General features: G+C 56.1%; 10 protein-coding genes, 2 tRNA genes and 1 pseudogene. 2 read left to right on the forward strand and 11 right to left on the reverse strand.

The window, feature by feature from the left end; genetic code table 11:
* Positions 1-794: 794 nt before the first annotated feature.
* The 6 genes and pseudogenes from P0120_15055 to P0120_15080 all read right to left on the reverse strand — a co-directional run bounded on the left by P0120_15055 (position 795) and on the right by P0120_15080 (position 13,363).
* A complete protein-coding gene (locus P0120_15055) occupies positions 795-3,392 on the reverse strand; it encodes a DUF499 domain-containing protein (protein ID MDF0675640.1) in 2,598 nt (865 codons plus the stop codon).
* A gap of 405 nt (positions 3,393-3,797) precedes the next feature.
* A pseudogene (locus P0120_15060) lies at positions 3,798-4,160 on the reverse strand (Swt1 family HEPN domain-containing protein).
* Between the two features lie 3 nt (positions 4,161-4,163).
* On the reverse strand, positions 4,164-7,055 hold the full coding sequence (locus tag P0120_15065) for a DUF1156 domain-containing protein (GenBank protein ID MDF0675641.1): 2,892 nt from the start codon (positions 7,053-7,055) through the stop codon (positions 4,164-4,166).
* 13 nt (positions 7,056-7,068) lie between these two features.
* Entirely contained in the window at positions 7,069-8,778 is a 1,710-nt protein-coding gene (locus tag P0120_15070) for a DUF262 domain-containing HNH endonuclease family protein (protein ID MDF0675642.1), read from the reverse strand.
* Between the two features lie 333 nt (positions 8,779-9,111).
* Positions 9,112-12,693, reverse strand: coding sequence for a helicase-related protein (locus P0120_15075; GenBank protein MDF0675643.1), 3,582 nt, complete (start codon positions 12,691-12,693; stop codon positions 9,112-9,114).
* Between the two features lie 238 nt (positions 12,694-12,931).
* Positions 12,932-13,363, reverse strand: a complete 432-nt coding sequence (locus P0120_15080; GenBank protein ID MDF0675644.1) for a hypothetical protein — start codon at positions 13,361-13,363, stop codon at positions 12,932-12,934.
* Positions 13,364-13,904: 541 nt separating this feature from the next.
* Between P0120_15080 and P0120_15085 the strand changes: the two genes are divergently transcribed.
* A complete protein-coding gene (locus P0120_15085) occupies positions 13,905-14,189 on the forward strand; it encodes a hypothetical protein (GenBank protein MDF0675645.1) in 285 nt (94 codons plus the stop codon).
* 246 nt (positions 14,190-14,435) lie between these two features.
* Complete coding sequence (locus P0120_15090) at positions 14,436-14,849, forward strand: hypothetical protein (GenBank protein MDF0675646.1); 414 nt, start codon at positions 14,436-14,438, stop codon at positions 14,847-14,849.
* 488 nt (positions 14,850-15,337) lie between these two features.
* Here P0120_15090 and sthA read toward each other — a convergent pair whose 3' ends face one another.
* From sthA to P0120_15115, 5 genes are all read right to left on the reverse strand, one after another.
* The gene (gene sthA, locus P0120_15095) at positions 15,338-16,741 is read right to left on the reverse strand and encodes a Si-specific NAD(P)(+) transhydrogenase (protein ID MDF0675647.1); all 1,404 of its coding nucleotides are present in this window, start codon (positions 16,739-16,741) and stop codon (positions 15,338-15,340) included.
* A gap of 769 nt (positions 16,742-17,510) precedes the next feature.
* Positions 17,511-17,729, reverse strand: a complete 219-nt coding sequence (locus P0120_15100; GenBank protein MDF0675648.1) for a hypothetical protein — start codon at positions 17,727-17,729, stop codon at positions 17,511-17,513.
* A 131-nt stretch (positions 17,730-17,860) separates the two neighbouring features.
* Positions 17,861-17,936, reverse strand: a tRNA-Lys gene (locus P0120_15105).
* 267 nt (positions 17,937-18,203) lie between these two features.
* Positions 18,204-19,520 (reverse strand): adenylosuccinate synthase, encoded by a 1,317-nt coding sequence (locus P0120_15110; protein ID MDF0675649.1) that lies wholly within the window; start codon positions 19,518-19,520, stop codon positions 18,204-18,206.
* 354 nt (positions 19,521-19,874) lie between these two features.
* A tRNA-Val gene (locus tag P0120_15115) sits at positions 19,875-19,949 on the reverse strand.
* Positions 19,950-19,994 lie beyond the last annotated feature (45 nt).

Raw genomic sequence — 19,994 nt, forward strand, 5'->3', positions numbered from 1 at the left:
CCATACGATATCAAATCAACTAATAATATACTGTTAACAGTATTTAATTTAACAAACCTATATCGTAAACAGAATAATACATTTCGTAACGTATTGAAATCAATACATAGTTATAGTATCCAATGTACCCTGTAGGGTGCGTTAACTCCATAAGTACAATACTTACGCTGGTTTGTCATATCGGCAGCATACATGGGATGAGGGAAACCCCCGGAAGGCTGGAGGCTTCCCAAGGAAGACCGTTCAGCGCTTCAGTGTGTGAGCGGTGATCCACTCCTTCGCCTCGAAGGCGACATTCATGAGCGCCTCAAGGTCATTGAGGCCAAAGAAATCCCGTTGCGCCATTCACCGGACTCATCCTTGAACGGCCGCGAAAAGGTCACTGAGTAGAACAGGCTCTTCTCGCTGACATTCTGCCAGATGGTGGCCTTGATGTTGCCGCAGCGCAGCGTGGTTGCCGGTCATTTGGATGAATGGTTGGTCGCCATGATGTTTCCTCCTTAGTGTGAAATGAAGGTGACTCTCTCACGGGAGAAGGAGAGGCACCGCCCAGGTCATGGAGGGAACGCGAGGTAAAGCCTGGAACCGGGGGACCGGAGAGGGACAAGCAGCGAGAGTGATAGGTTCACTGGCGCGAGCGATGCGTTTCGCAGGTGCTAGCCGGTCGACAATCGCCAGAGGCGACCAAAACATCCTATGACAATGTGATGCAGAATGGGCGGTTGCCTTCAGAACAAGTCCCGGTACATTTATACTGGTACATTGTGGTCTCATTCGAGACTCACGGTTAACATCTACTCCTCTTCAAATCCCTGACTCATAAACTTCAACGTTCTACCGTTCTCAGTGACCGTACGCACGACGTTGTCCGGCGCCCCGTTCGGAATCTCGGCTTCGATCTCCAGGGTCACCTTCACGTCAGAGCCCATCAGACCGACAAGATGCGAGATCACTTCATCGGCGATCCGACCAGCGTCCCGGCCAACGCGGGTTGGGTCGAGGTTCACGCTGCCGTGAAAACGTTTTGGTGCTCGCGGGCCTTTGGTCGTCGGAGTCCCGCCCGTTGCAGGTCCAGCCGCTCCACCGGTCGCGCCGGTTTCTACTTCAATTCCTCCTTGTCCTGGCGTAGCAGGAGTGGTCTTGGAATCGGCCTCCTGCTGCTGGAATGCCACTTCGGGTCGAACGAGCAATCCAGGATCGGCACTCGCGATAAAAACCGATTGGCCACAACGGAGACCACGATAGCAGCCGGCGGCTTCATCAAAACTGTCCGCATAGGCAAAGGACTCCTGATGCCATAGGAGCAGTCCTAGGCCACTTCGAATCGATTCGAGTAAAACCTCTGGACTCTTCAATCGCGGCAGATAGAGATAGCGAGCGAAATCTTCGACCAGTTGTCTGACAGGCACATGATTCTTGCCTCGCCAGAGAGGAATGCGATCCATCTCCAATCGCAGCACTGTCGGACCATACACGCCCAATAGTCCATCCTTCCCCAGCTTTCTACTGGCGCGCACAGCAAGTGCGTCACTCCCGGACAACCGGATGGCCTGCCATTCCACAGACGCTTGCGGGTTTGACTGACCTGGCACCAGAAGCCATTGATAGGTTTCCGGTATACGTGCCGACACGACACCGTCGGCTGCGGCTAATTGATTTTCTGCTTGCTTGACTTGGTGAGGATCAAGATTGAGAGACTCCTTCTCGGCGAGAATGGTGTCCCATGCGAGATAGCGCCGCACGGCTTCATCCAAGTCTTGGAGCCGAACCTGGTCAGCCGCGAGGAAGATGAGCGTATTGCGGAAGAGCCTCGGGGTATTGCCCCTCGAATCTAAGATGGTTTTGGCAGCAACCTCGGCAGGATTTCCCGGCTGTTTGCTGTACGGATGCTCAATCACAAGCACGACGAGCCGTGCATCCAGATCATCGGGCACATCCTGGCCGGACTCAGGCATGGGATGCACACGGACAAAGTCACCAGTCTTGCGAAGGTCTTCACGAAGCCGTCGATCAAGCTCATGCGTCACCTTGTCGGGATTGCGCTTGAGCTGCTCGGCCCGATCCTCAGCCAGCTTCGTGACCGTCGGCTGTGTCGAGTACCAGTAACGGGCTCCGTCCTGGTACAGATAGGTTGCCGCGCTGCTCAACCGTCGCAACGCATCGCCAAAGATGTTGGGCGACTCACCTGGCACCACACAGCCCAGTTTCACACGACGATCTTCAATGCCACGATTCGCAGCTGTGGCGGTCGGAGCGGATCCGAGATAAATCGTGCGCGCCACACGTCGCCCGGCAGCATACTTCCCAAGATTGGGCACGTCGTTATCCAGGCGAAGCGGCAAGGCACTGGGACCATCCACATCTTTCTCGATCACCGGCACCCAGTTGTCGGACAGATAGCGCGTCAATTCGAACTGAACGCGCGGATCGTCGATCGGGATATTGGAAGGAAGAATCAGCGGATTCCGGTCCCCTTTTTCCCAGAGACTATGGATCACCGAAGCCATAAGACGCAGCACGCCGCGTGTCCGCTGAAACTTCACTAGGGTGGACCAGTCCGTGTAGAGCCGATCAAAGATTTCTGGATGGATGGGGTAGGCGGCCTTGAGGCGCTTCTCGTAGTCGGAGTCGCGGCACTCGGGCGGAAACTCAGCGGCCTGGGTCGAATACAGATCGAAGAAGGCCTTCGCGACCGTATCGCGGGCGACATACTGACTCTTTTCGACCAGCGGTTCGAACAATCGCCGCCGGACGATTTCGAACCCTTCTTCCGCACTCGCCGGCCGCCATGAAGACTCCACCCGTCCCACCACGTTGCGTAATCGGTCCAAGGCTTCGCGTCCGCGCTGGCCGCCCACTTCCACGTCATCCGCCTGGGTGTGGGGCGAGCCGGCCGTATCGGATGCCGGGAGACTGATCACAAGCAGACAGTGCTTCGCGAGTTTCGCGGACTCGGTGAGCACCTGTGCAAAGGTGAACTGCGTCTCGAAGCCGCCCGCCGGGAGATCGCTTTGGTCGTGGAGTTGCCGTGCATAGGCCACCCACTCATCGATCAGAATGAGGCAAGGGCCATACTCTTTGAATAGTTCCCGCAGCACATCGCCGGGGCTGGTTGCCCGTTCATCGTCGGCCTGAAGTCGCTTGAACGCCTTCTTCGCTTCCTTCACCCCTCCCGCCGCATGCCCCAGTTGCCAGGCGAGTTCGCCCCACAATGTTCGAACAACTGTTCCGTCAGATTTTACGACTGGATTCCCCGGTGAGATCCGGTTGCCCACCAGTACTATGCGCTTGACGGTCGGGAGCTTCGCAACCCCAGCATCCTTCAGCACCGTGTCGATGCCAAGGAGTTCGTTCGGCGCAGTTCCAGAGACCAGATGATAGAGCGCCAGCATCGAGTGCGTCTTCCCACCGCCGAAATTGGTCTGGAGCTGCACCACCGGATCGCCGCCTGTGCCAGTTAACCGTTGCACCGCGCCGACTAGCAATTTCTTCAAACTGTCGGTCAGGTAAGTCCGGCGGAAGAACTCCACCGGCTTCCGATACTCATCCGACCCTTCGCCAATGTGGACTTGCCACAGATCCGCAGCAAACTCGGCTTGTTGATATCGCCCACTCGCGACATCTTTGTGAGGAGTGACGACCTCACGCCAAGGCGTCAGTCCACCCGTGGCCTGGCTTTCGATGGCAGTCCCAACACTCTTACGCTTCTCGGTCCGCACCTGTTCATCGAAGCGCACACGCAAGAGTTCCATTTTCATCTTCTCGACGTCGTCGGCTTGTGATGCAGAGACTGCCGTCAGTAACCGAGCAGCAGAATCAAGCGCGCGGTACGTGTCGTCGCCTGAAAAGGGATTCTGATGGGCCCACTTGTTCCGGACATCGCGCAATTCGCTCACGAGCGACCGTTCTGCCTGGCCCAGCGTCTTGCGAAAGACGAGCTGCCATTGGTTCCACATCACGGCCAGAAGCGCGGCCACGTCCTAACGGGGTTTGTCTTCCGTTCCGAACAGATTGGATTGTGTCTCTCGGACCGACGCCTTGACTTGCTCAAACCAGAGTTGCGCGTGCTGCGCCTTCATCTCGCGCTCGACAAAGAGCTGTAGCCCTTCTTTGAGTAAGTCCAAGGCTTTCCCGATACGTTCGTGGTTGGTAATGGCCATCGTTTAGTCCTCAGTCTCTTCAAACAATCCTGACTGTGCCTTCTGCGGTTTGCTGCCCTCTCGCGCCAGCCGGATGATCTCCGGCCAGCTTTGGACGAGGGCGTTGTAAGACAGCGCCTCGGCTGAGCGTTTCTTACGTTCGCACAGTGTGTAGAGGCGATAGGATAGTTCACGGGCTGTCTCGGCTTTGCTCCCAAGCTTTGCAACGAGTTCGGCCGCTGCGCCCTCGCCGCCGGCTTCCAGTATACGAATCAGATGATGAACCATTTCCCAATTGGTCAACCGTTTATCTGTGGTTGGGTCCCAATCACCGGGCAACTCTGATGGCTTGAGCAATCTGACCTTCCCACCCTTCGAATTAATGATCCCGGCCTCAACTAACCCCGAGACGCTTGTATTCTTTGCCTTCGAGAGAGTTTCAGCCACGCCGTATTCGCCAGGAGTAAAGCCAAACTGTTCAAACCATGCCAGCGACCATCGACTGTCCGCGTCGAAGTCGCCTTCCTGCTCTGCCAGCGCTTCGTCAAGGATCTGATTGATGAGCGCCAGCGCCTCACGCACAGACAGTGGCTTACCCTCGGCGTCGAGCACCTTCCCATAGCGGGTGTAGACTGCCATGCCCGGCCCAATTGCCGCCTGAGCCAGATCCACCGGCGCGATGTTGCCGGCTTGCAGATGCGCGAGCGACTGAGGCAATTCAGCCTTCAGGGCACTGACGAATTCGCGGCGGGTGGCGGTGGGAGCGTTCGCCGCGCGCGGTCGACAGACGAGAACAATGCTGGAGGCGAGGGCGTTGGTTCCCGAGCCAATCATGCGGTTGCTCAACTCGGTCCGCATGGGCCATGTCCCACTGATACCGAGGCCAGCCTCAATGACGGCAGCAAGGAAGGTGTCCCATCCGGTGTTGGTCATGCCCTCATCACCGTCGCTCTCCGACTGTTTGAAGGCGTAATAGATCGTAACGGGAAAACCTGGATGTGTCTGCTCCGCAAGCCGATGCATGGCCTGCGTCATGCCATTGAGGAAGAACGCCTCAGCCTTCTCCTTGCTGCCATGACGGTAGGGTGTCGCGACTAACTCTTCAGTCTTCGGTGCCGCCAACGTAGAAAAGAGGTCGGGAAATATCTCTTTCAGTGAGCGACGCAGCCAAACATAGAAGAAGTCTGACAAGTCAGCATAGCCGATGTTGTCGTAATAGGGCGGATCAGTCGAGAGGACCTTGTTTATAGATATAGCCTGACTTACAGCGTCAGCTTGTTGTACATAACCATGTCCGCTTGTAACCTTACCTGACGCTTCCAGATTATCTGCGGAATACTTCACCGCATTTTTCCAACAAATAGCCGAATTACCCAACACGTCTGATTCTGGAAAATCCCAAGTCATTGGAAGTGCTTGGCGCTTATAGCTTTGCATGACTTGCTCACCAGAAGGTTTCCAAGTGGCAATCGAGCTGTTGTAGTCAGCCAAACGGTCAATAGCAAAGGCAAGGTACACGGCCACAGCATCTGCATAAGCCGCCGGACCGATCCCACAGAATTGCAGAGGCTTGCCGTCGTCGACTAAGCCATTGGCCAACACATCTTGTTTAATTCGTTTCCGCGCTTCCCCCAGAATGTCGGAAAGTGTCGTCAGCGCCACCAGTTGCCGAGGCGTGAAGAGGTCGCCGTAAGTGGTCAGGCCGTATTGAACGGTCCAGAAGTTTCTTGGATCGTCTGGCAATGACGATTCTGGCCGCCAATCAGGCTTCGCCCTGGCCGCTGCCGCCTGATGCTCCGGTGTCGGTTCGAGATAGACTCGGCCACGATCCCCTTCGGCGACGATCGCCATGAGTCGCGCGCCGATGCGCCCGGCCCTGCCCTCGGCTTTTATGTAATCGGGCGCAATCGGCGAATCCGAGATCAGACAGCAGAAGTTCGCGCCGCGAGACAGCTTCGTTCCATTCTTCGCAGCCTCTGCATCTTTCGGCTTGCCCATCCTCACCGTGAATCGATAGTTACCACGCTCGATTATCGGCTCGACATAGGCCTCCTTGCCCGTCTTGGTCGAAAGCATAAAGGTCGAGGCGAGTGGTACATCGACATTCGTGAAGGCAGGATTGGGGCTCTTAACCGTCCGTGCCCAGAGCCAGGCGATCACGGTGAGCTTCCGACCGACGTAAGGCTTCAGGTCCGGCCTGTCCTTGGCCATTTCTTTGATGACTTCAATTTTCGGGTACAGATGGCCAATGCGTTTCTCTGCCTCATCACGCATCCACTTGCCATAGTAGCGCACGTCCTCGGCTAACCCTTCAGCACCGTGCCATTCCTTCTTGAAGAGCGTCTTGTCCTTCCGCGATTCGGGATTCACTGGCGGCTTGCTGGCGAACTTCGGCGGGATCTCGATCATTGCTTTATTAATCAGCACCGCGACCGGATTCAGGTCGCTGGCGTAGGACTCCAAGCCAAGGCGCTGTGCTTCGAGTGGTAGTGATCCACCCCCAGCAAATGGGTCGTGAAATGGCGGCAGCTTATTACGATTGAATAAGTTTTTAGCATTTGGATGCTCCGCATTCTCCGCACAAGCCCGGCGCCAGCTTTGCCAAATCTCATCGCGGACTGCTTGTAGCACCTTCTCGTTCGTCGTGTTCTCCCATTGCACAAGATCTTCGATGATCTTGAACAAACGTTGCCGTTCTTTCTCCTGTTTCTTCTCCGTCGGAAACAGGTCCGGCAGCGATGACGGATCATCCACCATCTGGGCAAAGACTACTGCTCTGGCAGCAGCGAGTGGGCGCTGCGCCCACCACTTGTGAAGGGCGGATGGATTGCCTCGATAAATGAAGCTCTCTCGGACGGAAGCTTTGTTAATCGCCTCCAGTGGAAGAGCCACTTCGATGAGTTTCTTACGAATCATCTGATGATCGCTATCAGGCAAAGTCCGAACGCCAGAGATGGACTGCCCGCTTGGCGAGTCTTCGTTGCCGCTCATTCAACAGTTCGAGCGTCCACTGTTCAGTAGCCATCTCAGTTACCTGGCGCGACAATGTGTAGGCGCTTTGCCCGTAGGCCGTGAGCTTGCTCGCATAAGAGAGGTTGCCGACTTGGCGATTCAGAGCAGGCTCCAAGAGAGTGAGATTGCCTAGCCTGTATACAGCCGAATCCCAATGTGCCCGAGGAAAGTGCTCGTTCCAGTCATCGAGCGGGTTCTCTGGCAGAATATGCTCGATTGTGGCGGGATCCGTATCAGGGTCGCAGGCACGGCCGGATGCGTCCTGTTCAAAGAGAGCAAGCATATATTTCGCCAACTTCTTTCGTTGTCCCGCGGTTTCCAGCGTCAACAATGCGAAGTCTTGCTCGAACTTTCCATCCTCCACGTAGATGGGCTTCAGTCGTTCAAATATGTGCCCGGGGGTGACCGCGATCCCATCGAGGACCGCCTTCGCTGCCCCATGATAGATCGGTTCGAGCGCATTCGTGTTGAGGCTGCTCACCACGGAATACCGGAAGGAGATGACGCTGATGAGCCTGAGGAGACGGACAAAGTCCGCTTTCGAGAGTTTCTCCCATGCGGCAAAGATAAGCGGCGTCATCTGTCGCACGCGAAACAGGTTCAGTTCACGGATAAATGGCCTGGCATCGGTCAGTTCGGCCCAATATCCATGGTTAGGGTCGGACAAGGCTGCAAACAGTTCTGCGCGAGCTTCTAGAGCATCAAGTAGCGCAAAGACATCCTGCGGAGCCCGCGCCCGCTCTCTCACCAACTTGAAAAGGCGCTCACTTCGAATCTTCGGTTGTTCACATAGGAGATGATACCGAAGGAATTCAGGAAAACGTTCCTGTCGGACCGTGGCAACCAGCGACCGCCAGCGCCGCTGCAAGATCTGCAGATCGGCCGCTACTTGAACACGAGAAAACAAATAGTTCTTCAGCAAATCGGTGGTCGTCAGCTCGAGCCCCCGGGCGTTTAGCGTTTCGAACACCGTGTAGGCGTTTATTTGATCCTCTACCGTGATCAAGATAAACATGAGCTGTCGAGCGACCGTTTCGGATAATAACTCGGCTAGGATCGTGCCATCGGTTCCGAATTCCGGCACACCATTCAGTTGCTTGTGATAGTACTCGAAGCATTCCCACAGCAAGCGGTTCGACTTCGGTAGTCCCCGAGGATTCAAGGGGGGACGTAGCTGCACAAGATAGTCCTGATAGAACGCGTTGTCCGTCTCATTCAAAAACAGCTTACTACTCTCAACAAGTGAAGCCGGGTCTTTCTCGCCAATGAACCGACTTCGCAGTCCAGCTGCCCGTTCGCGGTTGGCGTCCGGGTCCTTACCGCCCTCTGCCATTTTTCTGAGCTTGGCTATGACCGCAAGGGACAGGAGGCTCAATGTTGCCAGCCTCTGTTGGCCATCAATAATAAGGAACTCTCGATCGCTCTTTCCTTCCACGACGAGAGCGCCCATATAGTGCCGGTCATCCGGCCGGCCGCGCAGATCGATGATGTCGTTCCAGAGGTCCTCCCACTGCTCCTCTTCCCAAGAGTAGTCGCGCTGGTAAGGAGGCACCCGATAAATCCTCCCGTTCCCGATCAGTTCGAGCAGATTGGTCGTGCGGGTGTTTAAGAGATTTGTTCTGGCCATGAAACAACCGCCTTTCCCAAGTGATCGGCTTACCCGATTAGTGCTTTGCTGATGAAGCTTGGTTACCTTGACAGCGACTCCATGTCCCTAAGACATGTCGTTCTCCAAAGGTCTTGGCTCATGCATTGAGCCTGTTCCTCGTAGCAATTCGCATTTGCCTGCGGTCATCCTGGAACATGCTAGCCACGAAGCAGCGCTTTATCAATGCGTTGCAAGAAGAATTGCGTTGGAATTGCGTTTTTATTGCGCCGAATTGCGTTTTGCACCGACCACGAATCCATTAATAAAGACATAAAGGTCTTTCCACCAGAGCCTACAATTCGTCTGGCGTGATCATCCAGGGATCTCCGCTCTCGCTATCAGCTCCGGGAAACCATAATTCACGCTGGTGACGCCAAAGTCCGGTTCACGCTGAAACGGTTGGCGAACGTAATGAACTCGGTGCGAGTTGTCATCGAGAAATTCGACAATGGCCAGAATGAAGTCGTCGGGCTTGTTTAGCGAATACAGAATTTCGTTCTTGGTGACTGCGATGGTGCCCGCCCCTGTCACTCGCCCCTTCACCTCGAGAAACCGCAGCTTGCCAGTTCCAGGAACTCGGCTCTCGATGTCGTAACCCAGTTTGTCCTGTTCTCGATCCACCGGATTAAAGCCGAGGCTGCGTTCGATCTCCATAACCACTGCACGTGCACGTGCCGCCGAGGCTTGAGTGTCGGGCGACTCCGCACTCGTCGGCTTGGATCGCCCTGCCATCGCCACGAGAAGACCCATGGGGACAACCATCAGCCCCCCGATAATCACAGGTGGCAAGGGCGACAGCTGCCGCTCCTGCTTCAGCTCCTCAAGGCGTTTCTCCAATCGAGCTTGTAGACCATCAGCACGTTTGCGAGCTTCAGCTGAATTGAGCCTGGCATTTGCTTTACCCGCCTGCTCCTGGAGCTTGAGCTGTTCGGCTCGATGGTCCCAGTAGGTGATTTCTTTCGTCAGGCGTTCTTTGACAGCAGCTTCGGTTTTCGCGATGAGATCGAGCTTCCGCGAGCGGACCTCTTGAAGGTGTTCCGGCACCACGTTGGCTACTGCGTAGCCCTGGGCCTTGTGCTCCAGCTCGCGTGTGAGCCATGCGCATTCCGGTCTAGCCAGAATCGCCTCTATGGACGGCTCGTCGGACTTGAGGGGACGATAGTCCAGATACGGAGCGTAATGCAGGTGCCTCGCGGTACCGTTTTCGTCGAGTTCGATGTAGAGCATGCGCTTCGAGACTACACGACGATCGCCGGACCGTGTCAGACTCGCGTCTTGGATGGCATGTTCCACATAAAACAGCACCCGCGGCTTTGTGCCTAGGTCTCGCTCGTCCACCAGTATCGTGCCGCGCTTCAGAAGATCCCTGTTCCGTTCAAGGGTCAGATCGATCGTCGCTTCCAGCAGCGGATGCCCAGGGCAGACGAAGGCTGCCGGTGCTTGGCCTTGCGGAGCCACCAGCGCTTTTTCAAATGCGATGCGCTCATAACGCGGTAGGATGGGCTCCCCAATCCCAATCAGACGATCCCGATTGCGAACGGGAGCGGGGACGTGCGTGATTTCATACCGCCGAGACTCCCGCTGTTTTGGTGTTCCACCCAAGCGCTGAAAGGCTTCAAGAAAGAACGACTCGATGTAATGCGGCTGGAGGCGTCTTGCTTCGGCTCGTTCCATATCTTCCCTGATGCGATAGACGCGGCTGGCATCCATCGCATCGTGCGCGAGTGCCCGCTCTTCCAGAAGGTCCTGCAGTTTGTTTCGATCGAACGCATCTGCTACCACTCGCGTGAGGCGCTCCTGCACATCCGGTCTTTCGCCGTATCGTATCGCTTCGATGAGCAGATCACGAAGCTGCTTGCCGTCAAACTGGAGCTTGCCGAGTACATCGAAAACCTTCCCGCCAAGCGCGTTCCTTGCTTCCTCTAGCTTCTCCAGGAACCTCCGATATACGTCACCCTCTCGTGTCTCCTCTGCCACAAGATTCCAGAGATGACAGACTTCGGTCTGGCCAATGCGGTGAATGCGACCGAAGCGCTGCTCAATCCGATTGGGATTCCATGGAAGGTCGTAGTTCACCATCAGGTGGGCACGTTGCAAGTTGATGCCTTCGCCCGCAGCGTCGGTCGCAAGCAATACTTGCACTTCAGGGTCGTGCTTGAAAGACTCCTGCGCCTTCATTCGCTCTTCCCTGCCCATCCCGCCATGGATGATGACCAAGGCTTCCTTCCGCCCAAGAAGTGTCCCGATGCGATTCTCTAAATAATTCAGCGTGTCCCGGTGTTCAGTGAAGATGACAAGCTTTTGACGAGCCGAGGATGTAGGCTTGGGAATGCCACCCTTTCCATAGGGCGGGGAACTTTCGGCGACATGATTCGCAAGAGCTGCTGGGGTGAAAATGACACCGAACAAGCTGGCGAGCTCACGCCATTTGGTATCCGTGCCGCTTTTACGAACTGTGAGTGCGAGAGCTTCAAGCCCCTTGAGCGTTTCAATCTCCGCTTTGAGTTCTGCAATGGTTCGTGCCGCTGTCGCCTGGTCAAGGATTTCTTCCTCGGCTTGCTCGACCTCGTTGTCCGGTGCGTCTTCGAGATCCTCCACATCATCGGCATCAAGCGTGGGGCCAGTGGTTGGGACGGCAGGGGCGGGTTGCCCACCACGCTGAAGCAGTTCAAGTTCGCGCTGCCGGCTTTCTAGCCGCTCGCAACGGCGACGCAGTGACTGATAGATCGCCTCCGGTGAGGATGCCAGTCTCCGTTGGAGAATCGTGAGGGCAAATCCAACGGTTCCAGCCCGTTTGTCGTTTTGCAGAGCCTCGGCCCGGTTGAACTCATCGCGGACATAGTCGGTGACGGATTGGTATAACTGGGCTTCTGGGTCGGACAATTTATAGGGAACGGTATAGGCCATGCGCTCCGGGAACAGCGGAGTGGCATCAAATTTGAGGAGGCTCTCCTTTACCATGCGACGCATGAGATCGGACACGTCCACTTGATGGACGCCATCGCGAAATCGCCCCTCAAAGCGGTCCCCATCGAGCAGCGCCATGAAGAGCTGGAAGTCCTCCTCCTTTCCATTGTGAGGTGTGGCTGTCATTAACAGGAAATGCCGTGTCAGGGTAGAAAGGAGTTGCGCGAGGCGGTAGCGTTTCGTGTACTTGATCTCCCCGCCAAAATACGTCGCAGATAGCTTGTGAGCTTCGTCACAGACGATGAGGTCCCATCGACAATCAGGGGCTTGAAGCTTTTGCTGCACATCTTCATTGCGCGAGAGCTTATCGAGGCGGGCGATGACGAGATTCGTCTCAAGGAACCAGTTTCCTGTCCGCGCGGCTTCGAGTTTATCGTTTGTCAAAATCTCGAACGGGAGCTGAAACCGACGGTAAAGTTCATCCTGCCATTGCTCAGCAAGGCTCCCTGGACACACGACGAGACATCGCTGAAGATCGCCCCGCGCGATCATCTCTTTCATCAACAGTCCGGCCATAATGGTTTTCCCGGCTCCGGGATCGTCGGCAAGCAGGAATCGGAGGGGTTGCCGCGGAAGCATCGCGTCGTAGACCGCCGTAATCTGATGCGGTAGTGGCTCCACTACTGATGTATGAACGGCAAGAACAGGATCAAATAGATGAGCAAGTCGTATTCGATGAGCCTCGGAAACTAAGCGGAAGAGAGCCCCATCACCATCGAAGCTCCAGGGCCGGCCTGCTTCGACGACCTCCAGGCGTGGTTCATCATGGCGGTAGAGCAACTGATTGGCGACCCGTCCGCCTGGATCTTTGTAGGTGAGCTCAATTGCCTCGGAGCCGAACCATTGCACATTGACAACCGTAACGAGGGCATCAGGAAGGATGCCACGAATGGCTGCGTTTGGTTGGAGGTCTTCGAGCTTGCTCATTGGGTGAAATATAACCTCGCGCCTGTCTTTTTACGGCATGGATTTGTATTTCGGGCGCGCAAGCATAGCCACTTTCACGTATTGCAACAAGCGGCGACAAACAACAAGTACGATGCTGCGGCTGCATAGATGCACGTTTCAACCCAACGACACAGTCGCCTTACTGTGAATAGTAAAGCCAGGGCCCTATACCTATAACCGTTCCAAAAATTTCACTACGGATGGAATAATAACCGATCTACTGTCCTTCAATTCTCCATCCTGAACCGTATGGATTGTTCGGTGAGTCGTGTTTGAACCGGCTGCCCGCACCGAATGGGTTATTGATCGAATCCTGCGAAAACGGCGACCCATACCGGCCGAAGCGGTTTGCAGTCGAGTCCGGATCGAACGGGTTGGCGCTCAGCTTGCCGCGATAGTTGTCCTGCTGGTCGTACAGTCTCGGCGCCTCAGTGGCGAAAGGATTCGTTGCTGATTTATTGCTGAAGGGACTGCCGTAGGGACTGAAGGGATTGTTGATGCCGTTCGGCGCGAAGGGACTACCTTTGCCGAACGGATTGGCGGTGGACTCGTACAGAAACGGATTCGCACTGAGATTGCCGAGATCTTCCGCACCAGCCTGGGTCGCCACCAATACCAATGCATTCAAGACAATCAGTGCCTGCTTCACGATATCCTCCCCTCCTTACATATACCTTCCATTTCCCTCGCTCGTCCTGAAGCGACTTTACGCACTGATTGAAGCCCTCGATCGACGCCCGCGCTGCTTATTCCTGGCCTCCCCAATTGGGTTAGATGGCCACGATCATAATAGTAGGGCGTGACAGGGCGGGTCACAAGACAAAGGCGTGAACAATTGACCAAAAACTTCGGATGTACGGTGACTTAGAAGGAAAGGCGGGATGGACCCATCACCTGAGGCGTGACATCCAAGGTCACCTGCCTACGCGGGAAGCCATGGTTGCCCGTCCCCGCAGTACTCTGCTACGGAGGATGGATGAAGCCTTGGCGAAGCGGAACTGTGAGGCTTCGTCTGCGCTGGATGCTGGGAAAAGCACTGGTAGGATTTATCCGTGCACCGTTATTATGAGGCGCACGGCACGAGCAAGCTTGGATTGGTGAGCCGACTGGGACTCGAACCCAGGGCCCTCGCCTTAAAAGCACCGATATTTCTGAACTAAATCAACAAGATCACTCCACGGAATCGTCCGATGAGTGACAAGGATTTCCAACGAGTTACAGTAAGCGTGTCCGATATAGGACACCCCTCTTCGCGTCGTTCTCTTCCGTCACGCCGGAATCACGTCACCCAGAAAGTCCGCGTTGCTGGACGTACCCTCTATATCTCCGTTCACGACGATCCGGCTCCAGCTGAACTATTCCTTCGAGTGAAAGGGGCCGACTGCACCCCGGAGCTCATCGGTCTGTATGACGTGATCGCCCGTTTGATGAGTCTCGCCTTGCAGTATGGTGCCCTCCCTCGACAAGCTCGGTGAGCTCCTTGCCGGCGCCCAATTTGCCCCATGCGGGCCCGTGTCTGGACACGATCGCTTGAAACATTGTTCCAGTCTCCCCGATCTCATCGGGCTGCATCTGTTGGTGGAGTCCTGCGGGCGTGACAACCTCGCGCATGGACCGAGGGCGACAGCAAAGGAGGCCATTGCGTAAGGCAAGGGGGGGGGGTGGGCGCTCTAAGGTGTGAATTTTGAAGCAGTATCATTGATTAATGGGACGGGTGAACGATGGCAGTCAAGGATCGAGTCAAGCGCCACCGCGCGATCAGGCGACAGCAGAATCTTCATCGGCTCGATGTCTGGACCAGTCAGCCGACGATCACCGAGATTCGGAGGGTAGCCGGCGCGCTGGATCTGGCGGTGTGGTCGGTTGTGGAGAATGCGCTAAAGGGATACATCGCTGAATACCGTGCGATTCTAGCCGAAGGAAAGGGGTTGCGGGAGCAACGAGACCGCCTTCTGCCGTACGTGCGCTCGCCTGGATACCAAGACCAGGTTCAGGATCACCAACACCAGGTGGCAGCCTATAAGACGCGTCTGGACCGGTTTCTCGCTCCCGTCGGCCCGACCGATCCAGGAGGAAGGACAGCCGTTACCGGAAACGAAACGCAGGGCAACGCCTCGGGAGAAGGCATGCCGTGAGGCCTGCGAGCAGGGAGAAAACAGAGACACGGCGGGTGTGTCGGACGGCCTTACGACCCGGGGGTGAGTGGAAATCCCAGTGGCCGGCCAAAGCGCACGGTGGAAGAGTTTCAACTGATCCAGGCTTGCCAGGAGAAAACCCCTGCCGCCAAGGCGGGGATGGACCGGCCACCACCTGCGAAACGCATCGCTCGCCCACGCGCACTGTCACTCTCGCTGCAGAATCCTCTCCGGCACTCCGGTTCCGGTCTTGCCCCATGGCAACATCAAGGCCACGATCTGGCGACGTCCACAAGTGGCAGGCAAAACACCCACGGTTTCAGATGCACTTCACCCACGCGTTGTGTCTGGGAAGCCAAGAGGGAGGAGATCCTCCGCAAGATTCACCGGGCTAAACAGGTGCTGACTTTATAACTATTTGAGAGACTCTACACCAGGGACTTCTGCTACCTCCCGAAGCAATCCCAATGCGAAGACATGTCAGCTTCTTACCGGTATGGAGCCCAGGGACGCGGTAGGCGATTGATGCCATCCAGTGCGGCGACTTTGTAACATTCCGCCAGAGTCGGGTAATTGAAGACCGTGTCGATGAAATAGTGAATTCGACTACGATGAGCCATGATGGCCTGACCAATGTGGATGAGCTCCGTAGCCCCTTCTCCGATGATATGGACGCCGAGCAATTCGTAGGTCTGCCGGTGAAACAAGAGCTTGAGCATGCCGGTTTCGTCCCCCATCAGCAGCCCACGGGCGATCTCTTTATAGCGAGCGATGCCCACGGCATAGGGCACCCCGGCCTGAGTAAGTTCTGCCTCGTTCCGTCCCACCATGGAGATTTGCGGAATGGAGTAAATGCCGTAGGGCAACAACGAATTGTCGGTATGATTCGGATGGCCGAAGGCATCGCAGGAGGCATGGCGGCCTTGCTGCATGGAGGTCGAGGCAAGGGCCGGAAAGCCGATGACGTCGCCGGCCCCATAGATATGCGGAACCGCGGTCTGGAAGTGTTCGTTCACGCTCAGGCGACCCCGATTGTCCGGTTTCAATCCCACCGCTTCCAGGTTGAGCCCCTTTGTCGCGCCGACCCGGCCGATCGCATACATGAGCGTGGATGCTTGGATCGGCTTGGCCTGTCGCAAACCGACATGGATAGAATTGTCAGACTCCTTCTTGATCGCGAGGACTTCTTCATCGTGATACAGGGTGACGCCATAGTCTTTCATCTGTCGCTGGAGATTGTCGATGACCTCGGCATCGGCAAACTCTAACAGACGAGGTCGCTTGTCGATGAGGGTGGTGGGAATTCCCAGCGCAGCAAGCATGGAGGCGTACTCTGTGCCGATGACCCCACCTCCGACGATCACGATGGAAGAGGGAAGCTGCCTTAGGGTCAGGAGCCCGTCCGTATCGATGATGGAGGAGTCGTCGAACGGGATCGCGCGCGGGCGGCTTGGTTCTGTGCCAACGGCGATGACGATGAAATCTGCCGTGTGTTCGCTTGGACCGCTCCGGTGTTGGATGAGGAGACGGTGTGGATCGAGAAAACTGGCTGATCCGAAAATCAGATCAACGCGGTTCCGAGCCATCTGATCGTGCACGATCCTGACCTCGTTCGTGATGACGTAGTTGGCGTGGCGGGCGAGTTCCTCGATTGTAACTGTTTGCTTGAGTCGGTACGGGGTGCCATAGATGCTGCGCTGTGGAATTCCGGAAAAATAGAGCACGGCTTCGCGCAGGGCCTTACTCGGAATCGTGCCGGTGTTGATGCAGACGCCTCCGACGACTTCCTTCTTCTCGATCAAGCCCACCTTCTTACCAAGTTTGGCCGCCTGCACGGCGGCCTTTTGGCCGGCCGGTCCCGTGCCGATGACGAGTAGGTCGTAGTGTGCCATGAGTGCCCCGAAGAACTGAGGCTAAGGTTGAGGTTCAGGGGAAAATGAAAGCTCCCGGTTCAGACACAACATTAACATCAACCTTAACCTGATTCACCTTGGCTTTCCGTCACGAATCGACGGGCGGACCTGAAGGCTTCTTCCATGTCCGGAAGTTGGGTGAGCTCAGGGTCGACAAGACAGACGGACTCTCCACGGCCTGGTGCCACTGTTTTGGGACAGTTTCACGCTCAAGAAACGGGTTGATCGGGCTCGCCCGAAGGGCATCCTTGAGAATCACCTCTTGCCGGCCTTGGGCGATCGGTCGCTTGTTTCTCTCACGCCTAAGGACGGCCTCGGCTACGTGCTTGCGCGCCAAGCGGCAGGGGTTGTGGCCGGCACCATTCGACGTGAGTGGCTGCTGCTGATGCGATTGCTGAACCTGGGTGTCCGCTATGATTGGCTGGACAAGAATCGCCTCAAGGCGGTGGAACTGCTTGACCCTCAACGGCGTACCCGTGTTGCAGAGGTTCAGGAACTCGAACGAATTCGACTGCTCAAGGATCGTGTGACGCCTGAAGTTCTCAAAGAATTGTGGCGCGTCATCGTGGCTGAACTCAACACCGGATTGCGAGAAGCCAAGCTCCTCAGCATTGCTCGCGCCTGGGTCCGAGAAGAAGTCGTCGGCTGGTGGTTGGTCCTGCCGCCGAGTGCGACCAAACTGAAGGGCACCCCGGCACGTATTCCTCTGAACGCCTCAGCCTTGTGGGCACTCCGAGACCCCTTGCCCTCACTCGCTGACGGCCGAGTGTTCCGTCGATGGAATGACGTGCGGGCGTTCAAGAAGTATTGGGCTCGTGCCTGTAGTCTGGCCAAAATCCAAGATCTCCACTTCCACGACCTTCGCCATACGTTCGCCACCCGATTGCAGGGTCTTGGCGTCGATTATGAAGTGAGACAGGCGCTTCTCGGCCATCGGATGCCCGGCATGACCGCATGCTACTCGCATGGCGGTCCTGCCTGGGATCAGAAGCTCCGTGAGGCGGTCACGAAGCTCGATTCCGTCTTCAAAATGTCCTATGGCTTGTCCTATGAAAGGAAAGCTGTTATGGCTGGTTCACTGCAACTGCTTGATTTTGATGGTGAGCCGGCTGGGACTCGAACCCAGGGCCCTCGCCTTAAAAGGGCGATGCTCTACCGACTGAGCTACCGGCTCACATGAGGATGTTGAAAAAGGCTTCCGGCGTCGTCCTCGGTCGTCCGTCTCCCTGCGACGTACCGAACAGCGTACGTCTCAGTCGCCGGACAACCTGCGGCCTTGTCGGAAAGCCTTTTTGAACATCCTGTTGCTTTTGTAGTTACCCTGTATCGTGACGTGATTCCTGAACAGCCCAGACTCTTCTCGACGTTGAAAATGATCATCCCTCTTCACGGGCGTTGCAATCCTACCATCATCGAATGACGGATGACTATTGACTATTTTTCAAGAGCGTTTGGGGCGCCGGCGAGAGCAGTCCAAGGGATTACGCAGCATGATTGTCTCCGTGCGCTTGGACCCGGTCGAGATCATATCGATTCGGCACTGCGACAACTCTTCGACACGAGTCAAGTAGCGTTTCGCTTCGACCGGGAGCCGTTTATAGCTGGTCGTCCCTGTCGTTGCAGTGGTCCACCCTTTCATCCGTTGATAGACCGGCTCGCAGCTGGTCAACAGGTCCAAATCAGCCGGCATGCTCTTATAGATGGTACCCCCATGTCTGTACCCGATGCAGAGCTTCAACTCCTTGCAGCCGTCGAGCACATCGAGCTTGGTCAGAGCCAGGGACGTGAGCCCATTCACCAGCGTCGCATGACGAACCACGACCGCGTCAAACCAACCGCATCGCCTCGCACGTCCTGTAGTCGAACCGAATTCCCGCCCTCGTTCCTGGAGCCCCCGTCCGACCTCATCGGTCAGTTCGGTCGGAAACGGCCCACTGCCGACTCTTGTCGAGTAGGCCTTGGCGATGCCCATGACCGCGTCAATCATGGTGGGACCGACACCGGTGCCTGTACAGGCTCCGCCTGCCGCGGCACTGGACGAGGTCACATAGGGATAAGTGCCGAAGTCCACATCCAGGTTTGTGCCTTGAGCCCCTTCAAATAAGACCGTCTTGTTTTTTTCTATCGCGCGATTCAACAACAGGGTGGTATCGACGATGTGGCTCCTGAGTCGATCAGCATAACCCATGTATTGATCGAAGACTTTGTCGACCCGAAACGTCTCGACTTTGTACAATCGTTCTAAGAACCAGTTCATCTCGACAAGATTCTCTTCGAGTTTTCTCTTGAACAACGATGCGTTCAGCAGATCCCCCATGAGAATTCCGATCCGCGCCATCTTGTCAGCGTATGAGGGTCCGATCCCCCGTCCGGTCGTACCAATCTTCCGTGATCCCTTCGACTGTTCCGACGCGCGGTCGATCGCCTTATGATAGGGGAGGATCAGGTGCGCCCGCTGACTGACGGCGAAGTTCTTGCCAATCGCGATGCCCTTCGTCTGGAGCAGATCCATCTCTTCGATCAAAGAACCAGGATCGACGACGACACCATTGCCGATGACACAGGTCGTCCCTCGATACAAAATTCCCGACGGGATGAGATGGAAAATATAGGTCCCCCGCTCGTTAATCACGGTATGCCCGGCGTTGGAACCTCCTTGATAGCGTACGACGATATCGGCGCCTCGGGCTAAGATGTCAACGATCTTGCCCTTGCCTTCATCGCCCCACTGAGCACCGATAATGACGAGATTGCCCATAGTTAAAGATAGCCACAGCCGGCGTCGGCACGAAAAAATGGCTCTGACCGATTGGGAGATCAGAGCCAAGGAGGCCCATGGTAGGTGCGACCTATTCTTTTGTCAAGCTGCTCGCTGAGTATCCGCATTGTTGCCGTAAAAATCCGACGGTCCGGAGTAAGCTCTGGACCCGTAGCACTCTCATCGCCCGCATCTCGGGTTGACCCTGATGCGGCCGCCCTTCGCCCCGACCCCGTTCGCCCAGAAAAGAGGGTCGAAGAGTTACGGAGAATAGGGCGGTATCCGAGGTGTTTATCAAAAATTATTGGTCAGGAATTCCTGGAACGCAGAAAGCGGATTGGGATATGGAGAGCATGGTGGGCGATACAGGTATCGAACCTGTGGCCTCTTCCGTGTGAAGGAAGCGCTCTACCACTGAGCTAATCGCCCGACTGGGAACAAGTCTAAAGAGCGGGGAAACTCTAGCACTGCGCC

It is taken from the genome of Nitrospira sp., from assembly GCA_029194675.1.
GTDB lineage: Bacteria > Nitrospirota > Nitrospiria > Nitrospirales > Nitrospiraceae > Nitrospira_D.